Annotated in this window: 22 protein-coding genes and 1 tRNA gene; 4 read left to right on the top strand and 19 right to left on the bottom strand. The window is 48.5% G+C overall.

Annotation, left to right across the window (positions count from 1 at the left end; translation table 11 throughout):
• Positions 1 to 34: 34 nt before the first annotated feature.
• Positions 35 to 502, bottom strand: coding sequence for an Hsp20 family protein (locus tag ABKW30_RS11690; protein ID WP_348599105.1), 468 nt, complete (start codon positions 500 to 502; stop codon positions 35 to 37).
• Positions 503 to 771: 269 nt separating this feature from the next.
• On the opposite strand from ABKW30_RS11690, the gene ABKW30_RS11685 reads away from it, so the two are divergent.
• Both ABKW30_RS11685 and ABKW30_RS11680 read left to right on the top strand, forming a co-directional pair.
• Positions 772 to 1,197 carry a hypothetical protein gene (locus ABKW30_RS11685; protein WP_348599104.1) on the top strand — a complete coding sequence of 142 codons (426 nt, stop codon included), beginning with the start codon at positions 772 to 774 and terminating at the stop codon, positions 1,195 to 1,197.
• Between the two features lie 211 nt (positions 1,198 to 1,408).
• Positions 1,409 to 2,392, top strand: a complete 984-nt coding sequence (locus ABKW30_RS11680; protein WP_348599103.1) for an alpha/beta hydrolase — start codon at positions 1,409 to 1,411, stop codon at positions 2,390 to 2,392.
• Here ABKW30_RS11680 and hisN read toward each other — a convergent pair.
• Both hisN and ABKW30_RS11670 read right to left on the bottom strand, forming a co-directional pair.
• Positions 2,382 to 3,155: a histidinol-phosphatase gene (gene hisN / locus ABKW30_RS11675; RefSeq protein ID WP_348599102.1), complete on the bottom strand. Its 774-nt coding sequence runs from the start codon at positions 3,153 to 3,155 to the stop codon at positions 2,382 to 2,384. The genes ABKW30_RS11680 and hisN overlap by 11 nt on opposite strands.
• 237 nt (positions 3,156 to 3,392) lie before the next feature.
• Complete coding sequence (locus ABKW30_RS11670; RefSeq protein WP_348599774.1) at positions 3,393 to 4,283, bottom strand: N-formylglutamate amidohydrolase; 891 nt, start codon at positions 4,281 to 4,283, stop codon at positions 3,393 to 3,395.
• Positions 4,284 to 4,549: 266 nt separating this feature from the next.
• Between ABKW30_RS11670 and ABKW30_RS11665 the strand changes: the two genes are divergently transcribed.
• On the top strand, positions 4,550 to 4,912 hold the full coding sequence (locus ABKW30_RS11665; RefSeq protein WP_008124673.1) for a response regulator: 363 nt from the start codon (positions 4,550 to 4,552) through the stop codon (positions 4,910 to 4,912).
• A gap of 99 nt (positions 4,913 to 5,011) precedes the next feature.
• A tRNA-Val gene (locus tag ABKW30_RS11660) sits at positions 5,012 to 5,086 on the top strand.
• A 206-nt stretch (positions 5,087 to 5,292) separates the two neighbouring features.
• On the opposite strand, the gene ABKW30_RS11655 is transcribed toward ABKW30_RS11660, so the two are convergent.
• The 16 genes from ABKW30_RS11655 to ABKW30_RS11580 all read right to left on the bottom strand — a co-directional run bounded on the left by ABKW30_RS11655 (position 5,293) and on the right by ABKW30_RS11580 (position 20,461).
• Positions 5,293 to 5,514 (bottom strand): hypothetical protein, encoded by a 222-nt coding sequence (locus tag ABKW30_RS11655; protein ID WP_348599101.1) that lies wholly within the window; start codon positions 5,512 to 5,514, stop codon positions 5,293 to 5,295.
• Positions 5,511 to 5,888, bottom strand: coding sequence for a hypothetical protein (locus ABKW30_RS11650; RefSeq protein ID WP_348599100.1), 378 nt, complete (start codon positions 5,886 to 5,888; stop codon positions 5,511 to 5,513). The genes ABKW30_RS11655 and ABKW30_RS11650 overlap by 4 nt, the downstream gene beginning before the upstream one ends.
• Before the next feature lie 28 nt (positions 5,889 to 5,916).
• Positions 5,917 to 6,480, bottom strand: a complete 564-nt coding sequence (locus tag ABKW30_RS11645) for a carboxypeptidase (RefSeq protein WP_348599099.1) — start codon at positions 6,478 to 6,480, stop codon at positions 5,917 to 5,919.
• A gap of 212 nt (positions 6,481 to 6,692) precedes the next feature.
• The gene (locus ABKW30_RS11640) at positions 6,693 to 6,932 is read right to left on the bottom strand and encodes a hypothetical protein (RefSeq protein WP_348599098.1); all 240 of its coding nucleotides are present in this window, start codon (positions 6,930 to 6,932) and stop codon (positions 6,693 to 6,695) included.
• 9 nt (positions 6,933 to 6,941) lie between these two features.
• Positions 6,942 to 7,973 carry a hypothetical protein gene (locus tag ABKW30_RS11635; protein ID WP_348599097.1) on the bottom strand — a complete coding sequence of 344 codons (1,032 nt, stop codon included), beginning with the start codon at positions 7,971 to 7,973 and terminating at the stop codon, positions 6,942 to 6,944.
• Between the two features lie 15 nt (positions 7,974 to 7,988).
• Positions 7,989 to 9,431, bottom strand: coding sequence for a tail fiber protein (locus ABKW30_RS11630; protein ID WP_348599096.1), 1,443 nt, complete (start codon positions 9,429 to 9,431; stop codon positions 7,989 to 7,991).
• A 19-nt stretch (positions 9,432 to 9,450) separates the two neighbouring features.
• The gene (locus ABKW30_RS11625) at positions 9,451 to 10,200 is read right to left on the bottom strand and encodes a hypothetical protein (RefSeq protein WP_348599095.1); all 750 of its coding nucleotides are present in this window, start codon (positions 10,198 to 10,200) and stop codon (positions 9,451 to 9,453) included.
• A gap of 158 nt (positions 10,201 to 10,358) precedes the next feature.
• Positions 10,359 to 12,017, bottom strand: coding sequence for a hypothetical protein (locus tag ABKW30_RS11620; protein WP_348599094.1), 1,659 nt, complete (start codon positions 12,015 to 12,017; stop codon positions 10,359 to 10,361).
• 18 nt (positions 12,018 to 12,035) lie between these two features.
• On the bottom strand, positions 12,036 to 14,252 hold the full coding sequence (locus ABKW30_RS11615; RefSeq protein WP_348599093.1) for a hypothetical protein: 2,217 nt from the start codon (positions 14,250 to 14,252) through the stop codon (positions 12,036 to 12,038).
• A 15-nt stretch (positions 14,253 to 14,267) separates the two neighbouring features.
• On the bottom strand, positions 14,268 to 15,929 hold the full coding sequence (locus ABKW30_RS11610; RefSeq protein ID WP_348599092.1) for a tail fiber domain-containing protein: 1,662 nt from the start codon (positions 15,927 to 15,929) through the stop codon (positions 14,268 to 14,270).
• Positions 15,930 to 15,992: 63 nt separating this feature from the next.
• On the bottom strand, positions 15,993 to 16,451 hold the full coding sequence (locus tag ABKW30_RS11605) for a hypothetical protein (RefSeq protein WP_348599091.1): 459 nt from the start codon (positions 16,449 to 16,451) through the stop codon (positions 15,993 to 15,995).
• Positions 16,452 to 16,934, bottom strand: a complete 483-nt coding sequence (locus ABKW30_RS11600; protein ID WP_348599090.1) for a hypothetical protein — start codon at positions 16,932 to 16,934, stop codon at positions 16,452 to 16,454.
• Between the two features lie 361 nt (positions 16,935 to 17,295).
• Positions 17,296 to 19,134 carry a hypothetical protein gene (locus ABKW30_RS11595; RefSeq protein ID WP_348599089.1) on the bottom strand — a complete coding sequence of 613 codons (1,839 nt, stop codon included), beginning with the start codon at positions 19,132 to 19,134 and terminating at the stop codon, positions 17,296 to 17,298.
• A gap of 43 nt (positions 19,135 to 19,177) precedes the next feature.
• Positions 19,178 to 19,798: a hypothetical protein gene (locus ABKW30_RS11590; RefSeq protein ID WP_348599088.1), complete on the bottom strand. Its 621-nt coding sequence runs from the start codon at positions 19,796 to 19,798 to the stop codon at positions 19,178 to 19,180.
• Positions 19,799 to 19,845: 47 nt separating this feature from the next.
• Positions 19,846 to 20,235, bottom strand: coding sequence for a hypothetical protein (locus tag ABKW30_RS11585; RefSeq protein WP_348599087.1), 390 nt, complete (start codon positions 20,233 to 20,235; stop codon positions 19,846 to 19,848).
• Complete coding sequence (locus ABKW30_RS11580) at positions 20,228 to 20,461, bottom strand: hypothetical protein (RefSeq protein ID WP_348599086.1); 234 nt, start codon at positions 20,459 to 20,461, stop codon at positions 20,228 to 20,230. Before ABKW30_RS11580 ends, ABKW30_RS11585 begins: the two co-directional genes overlap by 8 nt.
• Positions 20,462 to 20,582 lie beyond the last annotated feature (121 nt).

Below are 20,582 nucleotides of genomic sequence, written 5' to 3'. Positions count from 1 at the left end.
TTCTGCGCCGCCTTCTTCACTCATTACCTATCGCTTAGTTCGTAGCTTTTGCTTCGATCTGCTTGGCTTCATTGTCAGATAAAGCCGTGACTGCGATCTTGCGCGGCTTCATCTCTTCCGGAATTTCGCGCTTGAGATCAATGTGCAGCAAGCCATTTTTCAGGCTGGCACCATTAACCTCGACGAAATCGGCAAGATGGAAGCGGCGTTCGAATGCTCGCGAAGCAATTCCGCGATAGAGCGTTTCAGCGCCCTCCGACTTTTCGGCAGCCTTTTCGCCCGTCACCTTGAGCTGATTGCGATGGGCTTCAATCTGGATTTCATCTTCAGAGAATCCGGCAACTGCCATGGTGATGCGATAGGTATTCTCGCCTGTCCGCTCAATGTTATAGGGCGGATATGTCTGGGCACCATCTGGCTGTGCCAAACTGTCGAGAATGGTGAAAAGCCGGTCAAAACCGACGGTTGAACGGTAGAGTGGTGAAAAATCAACGTGACGCATGGGTAAGCCCTCCTTTAGAGCGACAATGTTCGCGTTTCTGATTCGTGACGAAATCCCCGATTTGGCAAATCCCTTTGAACCAACAGCCCCGATATGGCGGCTGCAAAGCTTATTTGGTAAGCGCGATCCGTGGTTTCAAGACCGGTTTTTCATCGATCCGTACCGTTCAATGAACGCAAAATGAACATCATCTTCGGAATACGTTCACCTCAATGAATTTATAACAGCATTCATGGCCGCATACAGTTCGGCATACAAAGGATAGGACAATGAAGAGACCTCTTTTCGCGCTTACTGCCGCTGCACTTTTGATCACTGGTTTCGCCTCTTCGGCAGTCGCTCAGGAACGTTATTATCGCGATAACGCACCTGCCATCTATCTGGAGCAGGATGAGCCGGACGGCTACTTCATTCAGGATCGCGGCCGTTTTGATCGTGATCGCCGTGACTGGCGCGAAGACCGCCGCGAACGCTTTGGCCCACGCGACGTTACCCGCATGCTTGAACGCCGTGGCTACAGGGTTCGCGATGTTAACTTTGAACGTGGCCGCTATTTCGTAAGAGCCTCGCGTCGCGGCAATCCGGTTATCGTCGTCGTATCCCGCCGTGGTGAAATTCTCGAAACTCGCCGTGTTGGGCGCGATCGTGACCGTGATCGCTCGGGCTTCCGCATCGAAATCAATCCGGCCTACTGATAAAGCCGAAATCATTGCGGATGTAACGTCCCTTCCATCCGCAATGTACTGACCGGAAGCTCTCAGGCAGAGTTTCCGGTCGATCTTTATTTCAAGTCTTTTCAAACCCTATATTCGCTGTATTTCAAGTCCTGGTTGTTTTCTCTGCATCGTTTGACCTTCTGCCGGAGCGGCATTATCACGGAGTCAACTTGCTCTTTAAGGCACGCACATGATCCGATCCCTCGTCGAAACCGCGTCCAATCCCATTCCTGCGGGTACCCGCGTCGACAGTTTTGATCTGCCGGATCGCAAGCAATTGCGATACGCGATCATCCCCGCCAGCACACCTCATGTCCGCGGAACAGTTATCATTCTGCATGGGCGTAGCGAGTGCATCGAGAAATACTTCGAAACCGCCAGGGATATTGCATCGCGGGGATTCACAGTCGCCACCTTTGATTGGCGCGGTCAGGGTGCTTCAAGCCGCGTTCTGCGTGATGCGGCACGCGGTCATATCAGAAGCTTCGACCACTACGTTGCTGACTTCCAAAGCTTTTTCGAGACAGTGCTTCTCCCGGACTGCAGAGGGCCATTTTACGTTCTTGCCCATTCTACTGGCGCATTGATCGCGCTGCTTGCAGCGCCTGCCATGTCCAATCGAATCCATCGCATGGTTCTGACATCGCCGCTGCTTGATATCCCGATGACGCGCCTGCAAAGGGTGACGGCCAGGATAGTCGCTAATGCCCTGCGGTCTGTCGGACTTGGCAGAACATATATGATGAGCGGGCCATATAAGGCCAAGCCCTTCGAGAACAATCCGGTGACATCGGATGCTGTCCGCTACAAGCGCCAATGCGAGGTGCTTGAACAATCGCCGGAGCTTGCTCTCGGCGGGCCCACCGCAAGCTGGATTCTTGCTGCCGCAAAAGCAATCAACAAGGTCAACCGTCCGGAATTCATCGAAAAAATTCGCCTCCCGATGCTGGTCATAGCTGCCGGAGCGGACAGGATTGTCTCAACCCCGGCGATAGAACGGTATGCCCTGCAGTTGCGCAACACCACCCTTCTCACCATTGATGGGGCAAGGCATGAAATACTGCAGGAGGCAGATTTCTATCGCGAACAGTTCTTCGCTGCGTTCGATGCCTTCATCCCGGGAACCGGCAACGAACCGACACAATTATCGGACGAGACTGAACTTACCGATTAAGCATCGCCAATGCCTTGGCATGGAGGTCCGGAGTCGCTGCGGCAACGATATCGCCAGCCTTTTCGGCCGGTCCGCCGTCCCAAGTCGTAATGACGCCGCCAGCTTTTTCGATGATCGGAACAAGAGCAACAATATCATAAGGATGGAGCCCGGTTTCGATCACCAGATCGACAAACCCTGACGCCAGCATCGCGTAAGCATAACAATCCGTACCATATCGGGCTAGCCGGACCGTCGACTCAACTCTGTCATAGGCTTCACGCTGGGTGCCCTTAAAAAGCGCGGGGGTAGTCGTGAAAAGCGTTGCATCGGCAAGTTCACTCGTCTTGCGTGTTTGCAAACGGCGCGTTCCCTCTGGTCCTTCGTACCATGACGCATCACCATCACACATGAAAAGCTCCTGGGTGAACGGCTGTGACATCAAACCTGCCACCGCATCGCCGTCGACCGTCAAACCTGCAAGGGTTCCCCAGACAGGCAATCCGGAAATGAAAGCCCGCGTGCCGTCAATGGGGTCAATGACCCATATATTCGGCTGATCGAGATTCTCTCCGCCGAATTCTTCCCCAAGAATGCCATGTTCGGGAAAGGTTGCATTGATCAAGGCACGGATCGCTCGCTCAGCTTCCCTATCAGCCTCGGTCACCGGATCGAAGCCAGTCTGATACTTGTTGTCGACTAGCGATCCGGTACGAAAACGAGGCAAAGTTTGCTCGGCGGCAACCTCTGCGATTCGTTTCAAGAAGGTAATATCTATAACCAAAGCAGCTCCTGACGACTGGAATATTCTCTTTTATGATCAAAACACGCAAATTATGCATGTTTTTTAGGCAATATTTTCGAATGCTCAAAAAATCACTCAAGTGACTTGACATTTGTGCGATGCAGCATAGACTGATCATTGGACGGGGTGACCTGTCTATGCCCTCCTTGGGCGTTTCCTCCCTAGACTTAGGCCGCGCTCACGCGCGGTCTTTTTTATTGTACTGTTGATACCGGCCTACTCCGCTGCCAACGGAGTGTCGATGAAATAGAAATCCGGCAGCGAGACCAAATCCGCAAGAAATAATCCTATATCGCGCTGAAGCTGATCAAACCCGGGCTTTTTCTCATAGGTGTTTTCATTCAGATAAAGGCCGCGATTAACTTCGATCTGCAATGCGTGAAAATGTTTCAGAGGGCGGCCATAGTGCTCGGTAATGTACCCTCCGGCATAAGGCTTGTTGTGTGCAACCACATAGCCCATTTCGCGCAATAACTGTATGGCGGCTCCTGCCAATTCAGAGGCGCAGCTTGTACCGAACCGGTCGCCAATAATGAAATCGGGCCGCATTCCACTTTCCGGAAAACGGATACTGGCAGGCATTGAGTGGCAATCCACGAGGACGGCATAACCAAAGCGCGCATATGTTGCGGCAAGCACATTGCCGAGCATCGCGTGATAGGGTTTGTAGATGCTGTCGATACGACCTAGCGCCTCGGAGATATGCAACTTTTGCGCATATATTTCCTGCCCCTCTCCCACCAGGCGGGGTACTGTTCCAAGCCCGCCTGCTACGCGCGCAGAATGACCGTTTGCAAAAGGCGGCAAAGGCTCCACGAACATCTTGGCATCGAGTTCATATGGCTCGCGATTGACGTCGAGATAGGCGCGTGGGAAATGCGCCAGCATCAATGGCGCACCGAGCATCACTGCCGACGAGAATAACTGATCTACAAAGCAATCTTCCGAGCGGCGGATTATATGCGCGTCAAGTTGCGATTGCTGGATGAATGCCGGCGGATAAAAACGACCGCTATGGGGTGAGTTGAAAACAAATGGTATCCGTTGATCGGATGGCTGCCGCAATTCATATGGCGGGCTGTCAGGAAAGTCGCGATTGACGGTCATCATTCACTTCGATGTTATTTACTGAACTTGTGGGCTATGCAAGCAGCACTCTAGAGCAAGTTTACCTGTAATGGAATTGATCGTGCACGGAACATTTGCCGATCTTTGCTAAGATGCTGTATCCGCGCTGGGCCACCTCGACATTTACCCCATTCAGCCTTATTTCTAGCAAATCATTCACGTGATCTTTACCAAAAAAGCGCTTTGTAGATTCTACGTAACGCTGGTCTGGGGATGATCCGGCGCTAGATAATTCGGACGGACCGATGAAAAGAATACTTCTTGCAGAAGATGACAACGATATGCGGCGCTTTCTTGTGAAGGCGCTCGAGAAAGCTGGCTATCATGTCACGCATTTCGATAATGGTGCCAGTGCCTATGATCGCCTGCGGGAAGAGCCATTCTCATTACTGCTAACCGATATCGTCATGCCGGAAATGGATGGGATCGAGCTGGCACGCCGGGCGTCTGAAATCGATCCGGACCTCAAGATCATGTTCATCACAGGTTTTGCAGCCGTGGCTTTGAATGCTGATTCGAAGGCACCCAAAGATGCCAAAGTGCTGTCCAAGCCCTTTCATTTGCGCGATCTCGTCAACGAAATTGAAAAAATGCTCGTCGCAGCCTAGCTTCACTGAGCTATTCTGACATTCCTGCAAGAAAGCCAATAAGTTCCGTCAACAGCTATTGACGGACACAATTCAATATGGTGTATGCGCCCGGCAGATGGGCGTGTAGCTCAGCGGGAGAGCACTACGTTGACATCGTAGGGGTCACAGGTTCAATCCCTGTCACGCCCACCATCTGTTCGCAGATTTCATCTGCTCACTGTCGCATCTTGAAAGATGCTCACCTTCCGGTATTCCAATGACTTCACCTGAATCTTCAGGGGAATTCCTTCTCAAGTCAACCCGAAATTTTGAGAATAAAAAAGGGCCAACCGACTGAAGGAAGAATTTCCCTCAAGTTAGGTTGACCCTGTAGTATGTTTCTTGCTGTGTTTTCTTGATTATTTCGCGATGTTGACAAGGTATTGCAGAAGTGACGGGAACCACGAGGCTATGAAGCCCAAGATACCCGCTGCTGCAATAATCGTATACCGAGCACCCTTCCCCTGAAGGAAGATGCCATGAAGTTCTGTAAGCTTCTCATCCATACCAGCGAGTTGCTTTTCCATACCCTCCATTTTGACTTCAAGGCGAGTGATTCGTTCTGCTTGTGTAAGTGTCACTTTCCGAACCTCCCCAAGAGGGCCTTCGTACCGTCAACGACGAACAAAGCGGAAATAATCCACCCCGCCCATGTATCCAAAGGGGCTGGTAGAGCTGCTGTACTATGGGTGTACCAATCCGAGTGAATAAAGATGCTATCGATAATCACAGAGGTCCACCAAAGGCCCAGCGGTATGACGAAAAACAATTGGAACCACCACGTTCGGCCAACAAGCAAACGAGCCTGAGCTTCGACATATGTTTTCGTAACGTCAGCTTTGACCTCTTCTGATGTCACCTTGTTTTGCATATGCTTATCAATTGTAGAGAGAATTGAGCTAAGGGTTCCGCCAGTGAACCAGCCCAGTATGAGTTTAAGGGCACCTAGAAACATGGGGCTACTTTCCGATTACATCCGGCAATTACTTGCCTAGAAATTTTTTAATGAGGTCAAAAATGAGTTCGAGCAACGCTGTGGCAGAACTGACTCCAGCGGAGGTCTCAGGCTTCTCTTCGCCATAACCAATTGCTTTCAAGTCGGCATCATATTGCTTCGCTAGGTCAGCAATCTCCCTAGCTTTATCAGTCCCGTTTACGATAGGACGAGCACCTACGAAGTCAGATTTTTGAAGGGTGATGTAATCCGAGAGCTTCTTTCCAGTGAAAATACCATTCTTCATACCGTCTACCAGAATATAGGCAGCCAGTTCAGGCTCTAGGGCCTTATCCGGTTCGTCTTTAATACCGTACTTTTCATAGTTGTAATCCCATGTGAGCTGTACGTACCCCCTCCCGTAATACGGATAGTAACGAAGGTTATTCTTTCGCCAAGTCTCGGATAGCCAGTAGGCCTCTTTGACTGGTTTCAAGGTCTTGGCTGTTTCCCAGTACGCAGTACCGAGAACATAAGCCGCTTGGTTTCGAAGAAGGTTTTGTTTCTTGCACTCAGCAATAATCGTCTGAGCATCACCTAGAGTGAGGTTCATAATAAGCTCCTTTGGAGCACGCCGAGGCAGGGCCTCTAGCGCCTTTGAAAATATTTTTGAAAACGTGTTTGTTAGAAATCGCTCGCAGACACTGGGGTGTCAGAAAGACTCATAATGAGTCATAGAGAGGCGTTTGTAGTTTAAGGTAGGTAGTTACCAATCAGCACTAGAAACGCGCTGTAGGGTCTAATGGATACACAAAGAAGGGTATTTTAAAGCTCTTGTGTCTGTAGCTGACTAGCTGCCTCTATCAAGGCAGTTGTCCACACAGCTTCTGCTATATTCTGGACTTGTTCTACTTCTTCGGAGACGTCATCTCCGGGAGTGACTACATGCCTATGGTAAGTCCTAGCAATCTCTTGATTATCCCGAAGGACAATATCTGAACGACGGACTTCAATATGACCTGTAGGCTTTACGGTAATGTCGTATTCTGTTTTCTCTTCAAACATTACATCCTCTTAAGAAGTGCTTGGGTAAAAAAGTACGCCTTGAAGGCGTGTCGTGTTGTTGACATTCGCATTAGTCACAGCGACCTGTCCTGTTGCTCCAAACTGAAATACTGATAATGTTACAGATGTTCCATAATAAAATGGAGCGGAAGTCAGTCCAGTCATTGTAGACTGGAATTGAGAAATTCCTCCAAGAGAACCACCTCCACCAATATTACCTATCGTAAAAGGGAGTCCAGTTATAAGCATACTGCCTGTAGCAGCACCTTTATTAGTCAATATAATGATAAAAGATAAATATACCCACTTACCAATTTTCTGATACTCACCAGTCTGCGTATTATAAGTAATTCCTGTCGAGACTCCGCCAAACTGAACTACAGGCGTCCAAGTACCCTCTTCGTAGTCATCTAGAGTATTGACTTGTGTCGTAGGGTTCTGGGTAGCAGGGAATCTTATTTGTCCGTAATTCGCTAGGATAGTCCCATTAAGAGATGTATTTCCCGTTTCTCTATTTATAGAAATCAGAGTATCTAGAAACGTACCAGCATCATTATACCGGTTGAGTTCGAGATTGGAACCGTTATCAGAACCACTTTCTGCTGTCCCACTAGTGTAAAGTACCCAACGGTCAGAACCGCTCGTCTGGAAACGGATACCTCTAGCAGTACCAACATTTCCATTTAGTCTCAAACCTGTTGCAGGGATTGTTACAGCTCCACTAAACGTCGCTGAAGTACCATTTAAAGCACCCGATAGTGTAAGTGCTGTACCAGAGACAGCACCTGTTAAAGTACCACCAGTCAATGGTAGCCAGTTTCCATTTAGGCTTGTAGCCAGTGCTGCGTTGTTCGCTAGAGTCAGGAGGCTCCTACCGTAAATAGTCGTACTCAATGCAGCAATAGCAGTTAAATCAGAGTCTAGGGGTTGGTAGGGTCCTCCCGGAGGAGTGTCTACAGCTACAAGACTATTACCCTCTTGTACGACAGTACGAGCATTGAGAGAGGCAGTAGGTTTAAATTGTATGTCTTTAATTGGCACAACCTCCCCCTTTCTTTAGGTTTTAATGAGGTAGACTAGGGCTTTGTTGCGAGGGCGTGTCTCACTAGAACCTGAGGCATTGACTGTGACGCCATGAGTATGTGCGCCATCAGAGTTGACGGTCACGGTATGAGTATGTGCCCCGGCAGAAACCGTAGTAACTGCGTGGGTATGAGCGCCAGCAGAGCCAGTTGTAAACGCATGGGTATGACTGTCCGAGGAAGTCGTAAATGTATGCGTATGAGTTGCTGAGGTCGAGGTCGTACCACTAAAGGTATGGTTGTGATTACCAGCATCATTTGTCCCAAGTGGTGCATTCGTACCCGGCGAGGAGTCGTCAAACACAAAACCGCTCGAAGACCCGGTTCCACCTTCTCTTATAGAGTGGCTATGATTGCCGTTAGTAGAGGTAGTGCCTGAGAATGTGTGGTTGTGAGCACCCCCGGCTGCTGTAGTGCCAGTATGGCCATGGGAGTACGAAGCCGTTGTGCCAGTATGTGTATGAGCACCGTCAGATGCAGCAGTACCCGTATGGGTATGGGCACCAGCGGAAGCAGTACTCGCAGTATGCGTATGGGCACCGGCAGAAGCAGAGCTTGCAGTATGGGTATGGCTTTCGTAAGCACCAGCTTGGGCAGAACCAAAGACACGTCCCGAATCTACTCCGCGCCCATCGTCAAAACCACGAACGAACTCACCACGAAGGTCAGGGACGTTAAAGGTCGTAGAACCGTCCCCTGCACCATGGGTTGTGGAGATAGCAGAGAAGAGAGCTGCATACGTGGCACGAGATATAGCAGCACCGTTACACTTCAAATAGCCCGAAGGTACAGTGTTGGCAGCGAAGAGGATAATCGTTCCCGGAGGATTAACACCACCGGAGTCAAGTTTGGTCTTATCGGCTGAACTCATAAAGCCAGCAACAGACGTAGTGGCATTGGCGTGAAGAGCACCACCGGCACGCTCGCCGTGGACTGTATCAGAGATAGTCCCTGTCAAGTCAGCGGCACTAGCACGGTTGAAGCCAGAGACTATCCAGCCCCCTGAACCACCGGCTGCTGTGCTCGAATACACGAGGGCATAAATTCCACCAACACAGATATCACCAGCTACCAGTGGAATATCGCCAGTAGGGCTTAGGCGTCTCAATGATTTCGAGCCAATGAGATTGACATTTATTGTTGCAGCCGCCGTGTTAGCAACATGGGCCTTGAAGGCAACTATCAAACCATCAGTCAACGTCTCAAAAGAAGATGAGGCAGAAAGACTATAAGCTCCTGCTGAGCCTGTACTTGAATTCACACCAGAGAGGTCATTAAGCAGCTCTTTGATACGAGTCATCATCTGACGAGCAGAATTATTAACTGTAGATGGAAGCTGACCTTCAACCCAGTTTACATCAGCATCAGCAGTATCGTTATTAGATGGAGTTAAGCTCCAGTCCCAGATAGAACTCATCTGTGGCTCCTAAAATTATTTAAATTGAAAATGGATTTTGTTTTTGGCGGGATTGCTGAAACTGACTGATAAATTCCGCAAGTTGCGGTCCTTGTGCACCGTTCTGCATAGGAGCTATCTCAGGGGCTTCCTGAGTAGGGGCAAGGTTACTGAGGGCATTAAAGATACCACCCTGAGGCTTCTCTTCCGCTTCGGAAGTCTTTTGTTGATTACCGTATGCCAATGACCGGACTAAGCCCGGAATATCCCTCGGTGGACTAGACTCAGCATACTGAGGAGAACCCTGAGGTGGCGAATTGTCCTGCCCGGAATAGTCATATGAAGGGACACTAGCGTTCCCACCAATTAATTCAGCAGCCTTAGCCCTATGTTGAGCCATCTGCCTAGAATTCACCTTATCGAGTACGCTACCGGGAGCACCACCAGCAGCCTCGTCAGAAGCGCTATAACGGCCTACTGAGCCAGCGTTAATTGCTGAGTATAAATCCTTGTAGCCCATACCGGGCTTGAAGCCAGCGTCTTGGAAGTACCTGACCATCCCTTCGGCTTGAGAAGGAAGAGACATATCATTGTTGAGGTACTTTTCTCTCTGAGGACCACCCCACTGGATAAGACCACGGTGTTGACCCCACTTGGTTGTTGGACCTTTTTGATTAGGGTTTAGAGTACCACCAGTCTCATAGGAGATAGCAGTAAGGACATCCAAAGGGTCTGCACCAATCTGTCTAGCAACATACCTAGCAACGTCGATTACGGAATTAATAGCCATGAAATACCGGCCCTTCTAAAATTATTTGGTAATATGCTTCGAGGCGAAGCGGAGATAAAAGGAAAAGGGAGTCAGAAGAGCAAAGGAGCAAAACTCTCCGACTCCCCTACCCCGAATAAATGCTATCGGAGTATTAGTATTAATATGATTTTTAAATATTAGTATGGGTTAGCTATATCAACAATAGCACCACCGGCACGATTAGTGATATTACCTAGTATCAGACTAGCAAGAATGCCTTTCTCTACGATTGGTGTAGAGTCTTTATCTGTACCCTTGGCTTGTAAAACAGTAGCTATCAATCTCCGAGCTTCGTCATTAGGAAGTCGGCCTTGTTTAACTGATTTGTGTATTTCCTCTATGATTGTACCAGCAGAGAATGTCTTTCCTCCTGCTGTAGCACTATCCTTGAGAAGTAGTTCAGCCAGATATTTATCAATATCAGGTCTACGACCATCTTTAGAAGCTTCTAACCTACGACGAAACGCATTCCAAGCACGATTAGTAACACTTTGAGGTCCACCAATCTCTACAGGTGCTTTCTTCGTAACCTTAGCCGCAGCTTCTCTATTTAGACCGACGTTCAAAGACTTCTGCATACCCTTGTTGGCATCTGCTACAATAGCAGGACTCCATAGGCGTTCCAGAAACTCCTCACCACGATTGTTAGAGAGTGCATCTAGCTTACGTTGGTTTGCTTGTTTGCTAAAGAAATTGTAGGCCTTGTCGTGGTCACTACCGAAATCTATCAGCTTGTCATGGAAGAATTGCTTCTGGCTTTTGACAGCCTGTGAGTCCCCCGGAGCTGCCTTAAACCAATCGGTAGCCAGTTTATTGACTTCCTTCTTGGACAGAGAAACAGAGTCCCCATAGACCTCTTTGATAAGGTCACGACCGGGACCGGGATTTCTTGCAATTCTGTTTAGCTCTGCAAGCACACGGTCTTCATTAATTGGCAGAGGCGAAAGGTTGGTATTCAGATACTCCTGAATCTTTTGACTCTGTGGAGCTTTGGTACGGCCAAAGTTCTCTTCGATAATCCTAGGGATTTTACTACCTTCGACTGCCTCATCAAACTCTTTAGCGGCAGTGTATAAAGCCTTACTACCAGTGCGGCTTGGAGCAACACCTAGCTTTGAAAGCACCTTCTGAAGAGCAGGAGACGCAGCAGCACCGATTACAGGACCAGCAGCACCAAAGGCACCACCAGTCATTGCTCCCTGTGCTACATCTTCATCCCTAGCTGCTGCATCAACCCCACCTAACGTTGCGCCTGTAGTAGTACCTAGGCCTACACGAGCAGCGAAGGCCGGAATGCCAGATAGTCCGGGAATAGACCTAGCTCCAAATGCAGCTGCTCCACCGGGGAGAGCCATAAGAGCACCAGTACCGGCAGCAGCCCCAGAGAGTTCACCAGCAGTTGAAGCCCAAGGATGATATTTCTCAGACGATTTACCAGCATCCTCACTATATTTACGTGCTTCTTCCCAAGACTGACCAGTCGTATCCCTACCAACCATAGAAGTTGGAAGATGCGTATCCAGCCAAGCATCAGCATCAAGGTATCGTTCTTTAAGCCAAGGACCAATAACAGGTACACCCTCAGCGAAGTTCTGACCGAAGGCAGTGTATTCGCCCTCGTCACCTTTCAGCCTGGCCTGAGTTTCTTTAGCAGCCGGAGAGAGTCCAATCTTTAAATCGAACTCCTCCCTAGGCATATCCGCATAGAATTTCTTATGGAAGGCATCTGCTAACTGCGTATCGCTGAGGTCATCGTATTGCGGATACTTTTCACGAATATCTGCGATTGTAGTCATGACAATTCCTTTAAATAATTAGCGTATCCCAAGCGGGTCACTACTCTCTCTCGCAGGAGACTGTCCCTGAGAAGCTGAAGCCCCCGGAGCTACCGAATTGCTATTTGCCTCAGGACCACTCTCAGCGGCCTTGAGTGCGTCTTGACGGGCCTCTTCAGGCGACATCGTTGCACGACGAGCAGCAATCTTATGGAGTCGGATAATTTCAGTTTTGTATTCGTTCAAAGCTTGGACCCAATCAGAAGGTGAGAGTCTGAAGTCCTGAAGCCTTTGAAGGGCACCAGTAGCCTTAGAACCTTCTGCTTCGGTAATCTGCCCACCACCACGAAGGGAGTTAAACGCCGTGAGGAACGAGCCGTTGACAACCTTGTCTACACGCGAAAGGAAATCACGCCCTTCAGGTGTAAGAGAGATGTCACGCATAGAGGCCATGCCTTGGAACAGACCAGTAGAGCCATCTAGGCCCGGATGCTGTTCCAGAACGTTCAGCTCACCCAGAGCAGCACTTGTGTCACTGTTGACCTTATCGAAGCCAATCAGAGATTCACCCTGCTCTTTACCGTAGGCACCACCTTGACGCTTTAGACGCTCTTGGTCTTCAGGAGTCTGGACATTACCCGGAACATCAACCTCTTCCCACTGACCAGTATCCTTACGACGCTGATAGGGTTTCTTTTCACCAGTCTCAGGGTCAGTAACCCACTCGATACCAGCGAAGTAGCCCCCTGCTGCACCACCAGAACCTTTGCCAGCCTTACGACCTTCGTTCTGTATGAACTCCCTGAGTATATCAGGGTTACGAGCCATGGCCTCGGCCTCAGCAGACGATTTGCCTTGTGAGACTAGCCAGTCGTAGGTTGACCTCTGTTGTCCAAGAAGTTCTTTCTGGCCCATTTGTAGCTTGCGTCTGGCATCTACTCGCTGAAGGATATCGTTGCCTTGAGTTGGGAACCTAGGGTCAAGATTTCCAAGAGCAGCACCGATTACAGAAAGGTCAAAGAAAGGCTTCTTCTCTTCCTGAAAAGGGTTAGAGGCGTTAGGAGCATCAGGGAATTGTGGAGCATTATCTAGATACCCCGGTTGTGCTACTGGAGCATAACTTTCGTTACCAGTTACTTTCGGAGCATCTGGAAAATACCCGTTACCAATCTTTGCATTCTCAGGTTGAGGTGTTCCCTCTGGAGCAAACATTCCACCAAGAATAGTATCCAGCTTGGCTAGTCGTTCCTTACGTGAAATTTCCTCTTGAGGTGAGGTAACAGGTCCAATTTGACTTGGAACATTTCCACCAGCAACGGCACCAGTACTAGGATTATCACCCGAAGGAGATACAGGCAGCGAGGGGCCCGAAGGGTAACGAGACTCAGGAACTGGGGCCGCAGGGCGGTCATCACCAAACGTACTTTCCGTATCGAAAGGCTTACGCTCCTCCCTAGTACGGAATATGCCTCTGTTACCAGACTGAGTAGCGGAACCATCAGGAGTCAAAGCTGGACCTCCGATTGAGCTACCACGTCCCGGATTAAAGGGAACACCAGCAGCTTGAGAAAGCTCTTCAGCAGCAGACTTTTCAGCCCCACGGAAAGCTTCCTCACCACCAGTCTTAAGCCTGTCGAAAATTCTGTCCCAGATGCTAGGCTCTTCAGGTTCAACAGCCGGAGTGTTTCTAGCAGCTTCCTGACCAATAATCTTGGCAGCTTCGGAAATCTTATCCTGCTTACGCCCACGAGCCTCATTGACCTTGTTGGCAAACTCATTAGGGACAGCATCATCAGGACCGATAGAGTATCCAGATGGATTGCCTAGTCCTCCAGAGGACTGACCCATAGAGTCAAGGCCAGCTATCTTTCCAAGAGCTTCTGCACGACGCTGATTAGAAAGAAGTTCCTCTTCCTTTTCCATCTGCTCGGATAGGGCTTGCTCTTCAAGAAGACGCTGAGCCTCTTTAGCTTTAGGGTTATTCCCTCTAGCAAACCCAGAGTCACGAGAAGCACGAGCTTCAGCCTGACGATAGTCGTTCAAGAGAGACTGGTCCGCCATAAAAGGCCCCTTCGAGCCTTCTACGATAGGACGACCTTTTTCCACCTGTTCTTGTACCAAGATGTCAGGGTCAATTATTTTAGTAGCGGGGTTAGAAGACTTAGCACCACCTACAGAAGAACGAGGCTTATTTTTAGTCTTCTTCACCGGAAGAGTCTCTTCATCCTTAGTGAAAAGAAAATCAAAAAGTGACATATTGTACTACCTCGTTTAGTGAAGCTTGCTATAGTCAACCGACTTATAGGTCTTGCCTTTGTGCTTGAACTTACCAACAGCTTCAGGCTGCTTCTTCTCGACTTCCTGTGCCATGACACCCAGAATACCAACTCGACCCTTAGGGGCTTCGTCCTTCATTTCGTATTCGTAGACATTATGTCCGGCAGGAGTCTTACCAACCTTCTTGGCATTCTTCTTCAAGCGCTCATCAGAGCCAGAAGGAAGACCAGAGAACAGAGTACCGAGGGCACCCAGGATATTCATAGGTTGAGTAGACGTACTAGTTTGAGTACCGTAGTTACCAGCAGACTGAGTACCGGCAGACAGAAGCCCACCAAGCCTTGACCAGTCTTGCATGTCGTACTGAGAGAACTGGTTGATAAGGTCATCAAGTTGTCCCTGAGACATCTGACCAATCTGATTACCAATACCCATCTGCTTATCAGCATCGTAGGTCTTGTTACCTTGGATAGTCGGAAGAGCAGAAATCATACCTAGGGTATTACTGAAGCCCTGATTTTCTAGGCCAGCACCACCCGAAAGAGCAGCAAGCTTGTCACGGAAATCATTTGAGCCAATAGACGCAGTATTAGCGCCAGCATTAGCAATTCCACCAGCAGCATTGAGTGCGGTATTCATACCAGAGAGTTTGTTGGATACGTCCTGCGCCCTGTAACCAGTCAGGTTATTGGCAACGTTAATGCTATTGCCGATATTTGTCCCTTCAGCATTGGCTTTGCTGTTGGCAGCATTGAGTGCAAGCCCCATCCCAGACAGCGAGTTCTGAACGTCCTGAGCCTTATAGCCAGTCAAAGCGTTGGCTTGGTTCATCGCATTACCGATGTTTGTGCTTTCGATTCCAGCAACACCAGAGGCAGCATTTCCTTGGATACCAAGACGGTTGGACTGTTCACCGGAGATGGCGTTGGAAGCATTAAGCTGGTTCTGAACCTGTTGGTTATAGTCGTTGTACCGAAGGTCATTGCTTGTCTTAGCCAGACTGTCAGCGAGCACACCTTGGTTCATACCACTCCCGTAACGGCCACCAGCCGCGAACATACGAGACGTGTCATCGAAGACAGAGTTCTGAGCATCCTGAACCATCTTATCGAGGTAAGGGTTGTTCTGAAGCATCGAGCCGTTAGCGTAGTCCGTAAGGTACTGTTGATTTGCACCCGGCTGACCAGCAGTATTATAAATGTTCTGCCAGTTATCAGCCCCTACCTGACCGAAGTCCTGCTCCATGGCAGACTTATCAATCGGGCCTATATTGGTTGCATTGTTATAAAGGTTATCGAACGACTGAGTACCGACTTGACCGAAGTTCTGTTGCAAAGCAGAGGTATCAATAGGCCCGATATTCTGGGCGTTGTTAGCTATATTCTGCATCGTAGGAACAGTACTGTTAATCGTATTAATGCCCTGCTGAGCATAAGGATTGCCAGATTGCCCCATCTGCAACATAGAGTTAGCAGCAGTCTGAGAACCGGGAGTCATCCCACCGTTCTGAAAGGTCTGTGCAGCAACATTCATAGGAGCTGTCTGTAGCTGCTGGTTCATATTATTGTATTGTGTAGTACCGGGAGTGGCCCAAGCTGGATTGCCTGTCGAATAGTTCTGAGCCGACGTTTTGTTTTGGGCTGAAGAATTAGCCATATTAAATTCCTTCTAGGCCATAGGCCAATGTAGCTCCGAAGGAGCATTGCCGGGCCAGACAGATTATCGACCGGACATCCGGGGTTGACGCTTGTAGGCCTCATCTTCTCTACGAGCCTTTTCAGCAGCCCATGTGCCTTCGCCATGACGAGCTTCCCAAAGCAGCCGTTCACGCTTCTCGTTGGGGCCTTCTACGACTTGTGGAGTCAAATCTCGTGGGGATGTCTGTTCAGCCCTCTTGGCTTTCAGAGCTTCAATAGCCTGACGAGCTTCGGCAATACCGGGGGCATTCTGCCAAGTCTCATTACTAACGGCGGGACCAGTATAACCAGTGGCCTTTAGTGCATCATTCATCCCACCTAGGGATACATCTGAAAAGCCAGTACGAGTTGGGCCTGTATAAGGCGTATAACCAATACCTCGCTTATAGAGGTCCATACCCTCAGCAGCAGCTTCTTTAAGTAGGGGCTTTGCCCATGAAGGCGGCTCATTCGTTTGTTCCGTCTTAGAACTCTTTGACATCTAAATATCTTTCTTAAATATAACGATACTCTCGCTGAAACCATAATCGCCTAAGAGCTTTCGGTAGCCTTTACGACCCCACCAGTGAGCTTGTGTTACTCCATGCTCTTTCTTAGCCCACTCTTCTATTTCAGACATAAGTGGAAGAGCATCTTCTATACGAGAGCCACCAGCTTGGGCGTACATGAGAATTTTCTTCCCATTACTAGCCAGTGTAATAATTTCTGTAATAGGAGTTAGGACAACATTATCTAGTTCATCAATTATGAGCCAAAGTTGTCTTTCGCCTCTAGCGCATTGGCCGATGACATTCTCTATTGTCTCATCATCGGGAAACTTATCGCAGTACTTAGCGATGCAACTAACGATATCATTCCAATAAGGGCTGATTTCCTCAGCACTCATGGTATGCGTATTGATGAGTGTTAGTTTATTAGTATTCTTAGTGCTTGAAATATCATCCGTAAAATCTTGGTAAGACAATAATAATATCCTTTGAATTATCCAGAACGTCCCGGCCACTCGACTACCGTCAATGTGACGTCGATAGCGTTGGAAGAGCCAGATTGCACATTTATTGTATCACCCTTGGCTAGCACCAACCCTTCTAGAGGGAAGTACGTATAGATGTTACCGGGGACAGACTGCTGGTGTACTAGTTTATAAGCATCAGAAGTAGCAGTTGAGTTCCATGTGATACTGACTGTGGCAGGACTACCAGTAATATTAACGCACCGGATACCAATGCAGTAAGTGTGCTGACCAGCCGTAAAGACAGTGGTGTTAGATGTATTCGTTAGATGGGCACCAATAGAACGACATTGGTTAGTCGCAAAATTTGACATTATCTATGACCCTCAGGGTTCCCATCTACGTCAACTCCATGCACATGAGTCCAAGACTGACCAGAAGGAATAGTTAGTTCAAACCTATGCAATAGGCCCGAAGCCCTTGCCGGTATTGTACCAGTGACGGTTGAGTTATTCGAAGACTGCTTCCAACTTCTAGGTTTGCCGGGGAAATCTTTGATTGCTACACGGCCTGAAGTCTTTTGTGCATCCGTCAGCGGCGTAAAGCCTTTAACGTATGTTCTGCGCCCTTGGCTTAGTGCAATATCCGCAGTTTGAAGCCTTGCTTCTACAGGGTCTCCAGAAAAGAAGCCCAAGCGATTGTCATTATCGAATGCAGCAAATACCGGAAGCGAACCAGCCCAAGCACGAGAATCCAAGGAGAACGGAAGGTCATCTAGATTACCTACGTTATCAAGAAGCTCTAGCGTATAGCCGGGAGTAACCGAGTCACAGATTGACGTTAAGATGATATCTGGTTTGATGAGACTCCAACGGTCAATACCGTAGTTGTAGCAGAGCAGCCGGTCAAAGGTTTGGTCAAACTGGTTTTCAACGGACCTATAAGCCCAATAGACACAAGCTCTAGCAGGGTCTTCAAAGCCATAAATATAATATGTCTCGTTGAAGTCGCAGTCATTGAAGAAGAAGCGGTCTACACGTTCGACACCAATCTTAATTGGATTAGGAGTAGCGTACTTATAGAAACCATCCTGAGACAGATAAAAAGTACCACCACCAGTAGAAACAATAGAGCCTCTAGCATGTGTGCCATGCTGTTCGACTGTCTTCTGAAACTGGAAAATCAAAGGCGTAGAAAGGTCTAGAACCCCTTCACGGATGCAGTGCTCGTGAAAGATAATAATACCCTTCTCGAACGAAGCATGACCCATAATCTCCCCATCATCCGGGAATACCTGAAAGTCAGAAGACCTTTGGTTTGGGGTCCAATGTAGAGGGTCATTCAGACCAGACCATTGAGCAGCCTTATCACCCAAGTCACTAAGCATTGACACGAAGACGAAATCACCGACAGTATCGATGTTCCTAGCTCTTGGCGCATTTGGCGATAGTTGAGTAAAGACAGCGGTAGGAATGTCGAGGTCGAGATAGACAACAGGGTCAACACCATTCGTGGCAAGGACCCACTCTCCATACTGTGTAAAGCTCCAGCGTTGTGTAGCTGGCGTATGGTACTGAGCCAGAGGCTCAAGAGTTACGCTATCGATATCGAGCGTCGTAGGCCCGTTACCTGAAATGAAATACAATTCGACGTTGCCAGAGTTGGCAGTAATCTGCATCGAATAGATGCCGTCAGCATCGACTACCGTGCCTAGTGCAGGAGTACCCCCTGTAAGTGCAGGAGTTATTCTTCCTGCTGAATAGTTGATAACACTGAATGACAATTTATAGGTAACACCCTCAGTGAGGGCTAATGTTTGTGAAAGTCCATTTCCATTAGCTACAGCGGTAAAATGTGCTGCACCCCCTGAGATGGTAACATTGGTATCTTTTGACCAACCACTGTCAGAACCAAACCCACCATTCGTAACTATGTCTGGTGTGAGTTCAGAGATATTGTCCCACCCCAGTGTAGTAAAATTCAGCTTATAAAGGGCTTCTCCAGTGGCAGCGATAGGCAACCAGACACCATTTCCCTGAACAGCAAGAAATGTGCCTTGGGGCCTGTCAGGAAGTGGTACAGTTAATGGAGTAAAGCCGGGAAATGGTAGGAAGCTATCAGCAGCCGGAAGGACGTTCTCTAGAGTGTTGGTATAACTAGGGTCAAAATCTGAGCGGTCCGGCCCAAATTGAGCGAACTGAATAAGGCTCATAATGCCTCCAAATAAATATCTTTAAAAATGTGCGAAGCGGAATTTACGGATTAGGCCCGGAGACTTTGGAGACTGTACGCTCTCCGTACTTGCCCTTCTTGTCTGCTTGAACGAGCGTCCTTACTGCATCAGAAAACTGAGCACCAAAGATGGGTAGACGTTCTGTGTCACCTATGAAGATAGCTGCGTGCTTCATAGTACCGTATAGGTACAATGTCGGAGACTTGCTTAGCAGCCAGTTAGTCGGCGCAACCTCAGTCAGAGCAGGAATCTTAGCGTAGTACTGCAACTCAATATCACTTGAGGTCAGCGGGAGAACCTGAGCCGTATTGTCGTCGCTGATAACAAACACACTCGGCGAACCAGCATATCGAAAGGGATACATACTCTCAGCAGTACCAGCAACGACAGCATCTAGCCGCTTTCGTGGGCTAGTCAGAGCCGTAACGCTACGAAACTCTAGGTAGTCATCAGGAAGTATAACCTTACCGTCTACATCAGGAGTCAGGGAGACGGTTTTAAGCTGCTCACGGCAACGTAGGACTTGATTTACTTCAGCCTCACAAAGGTCAATAAAGTCTGGTGCAAAAGGTATAAGGTCTTGTCTGTCGTAGGAGAACCGCCCTACAGCGGAGAGTATATCGCTGTATGTTTCAAGAGACATTAAAATTACTTTCTAAAATGAATAAAGTATTCAGTGGACCTGGGGTCCTAGATATTACCCTCCTTCGTACGGAAGGGTTTAAACTCAGCGCTGTTCAAAAGTTTTCTAAGAGATTCTTGATTTCCGTCTCGCTGACGTGGGGCTATCTCTCGTGCCCAAAGGTGCATAGGTATGGAAGCAATCTTGGTGCCTATGGCAGCATTCTCATCGGTAAACTTACTACCGATATTATTGTTGCGCTCTTCGGCTACGAAGTCGATAAACTCTTTAGCAGCATACCATTCTGTCTTTCGAACAGTGCCAAGCTCAAATTCGTATTCATATATCCGTATGCCATTAATTGTATCATCTGCTACCAGACGTTTACCCACCAAGGCACCTAGGTCCATGCTCTTGAGGTCTTCTTTGGTAATATTTAAATGAGAATCCTTAGTCATAGAAACGTTTCACAACCTCTTCAAAATCTACCTCTGCGACCTCCTGTTGAACTAAGTCTCTAGCTTCATGTATTGGGATGACGATAGTCGTTCCCTTGAGGTGCTTTTCGTTTTCGGTGAAGTAGTTTCTTTTCAACTTAACCGGGAAAGGTTTTTCGACCTTCTCGACGGCCTTGGTTGGTGGAACCGGCTTAGCGACCTCAGTTTTCTTAGCCCTTATAGCCATTATATGGCTCCTTTATCTAAATATCCTTTGAGAAATAGCCTAAACAAAAGGGTGCCTATGACCCCCAAGTGGACTATCACTCAGGGGCCTAGGACTTAACAAAGAGCCGTCGCTCTTAGTC

Origin of the sequence: Phyllobacterium sp. SB3, from assembly GCF_040009165.1 — a bacterium.
In the GTDB taxonomy this organism is placed as follows: domain Bacteria; phylum Pseudomonadota; class Alphaproteobacteria; order Rhizobiales; family Rhizobiaceae; genus Phyllobacterium.
The sequence above is the reverse complement of the archived record's forward strand: the minus strand, read 5'-3'. Positions and strand labels throughout refer to the sequence as shown.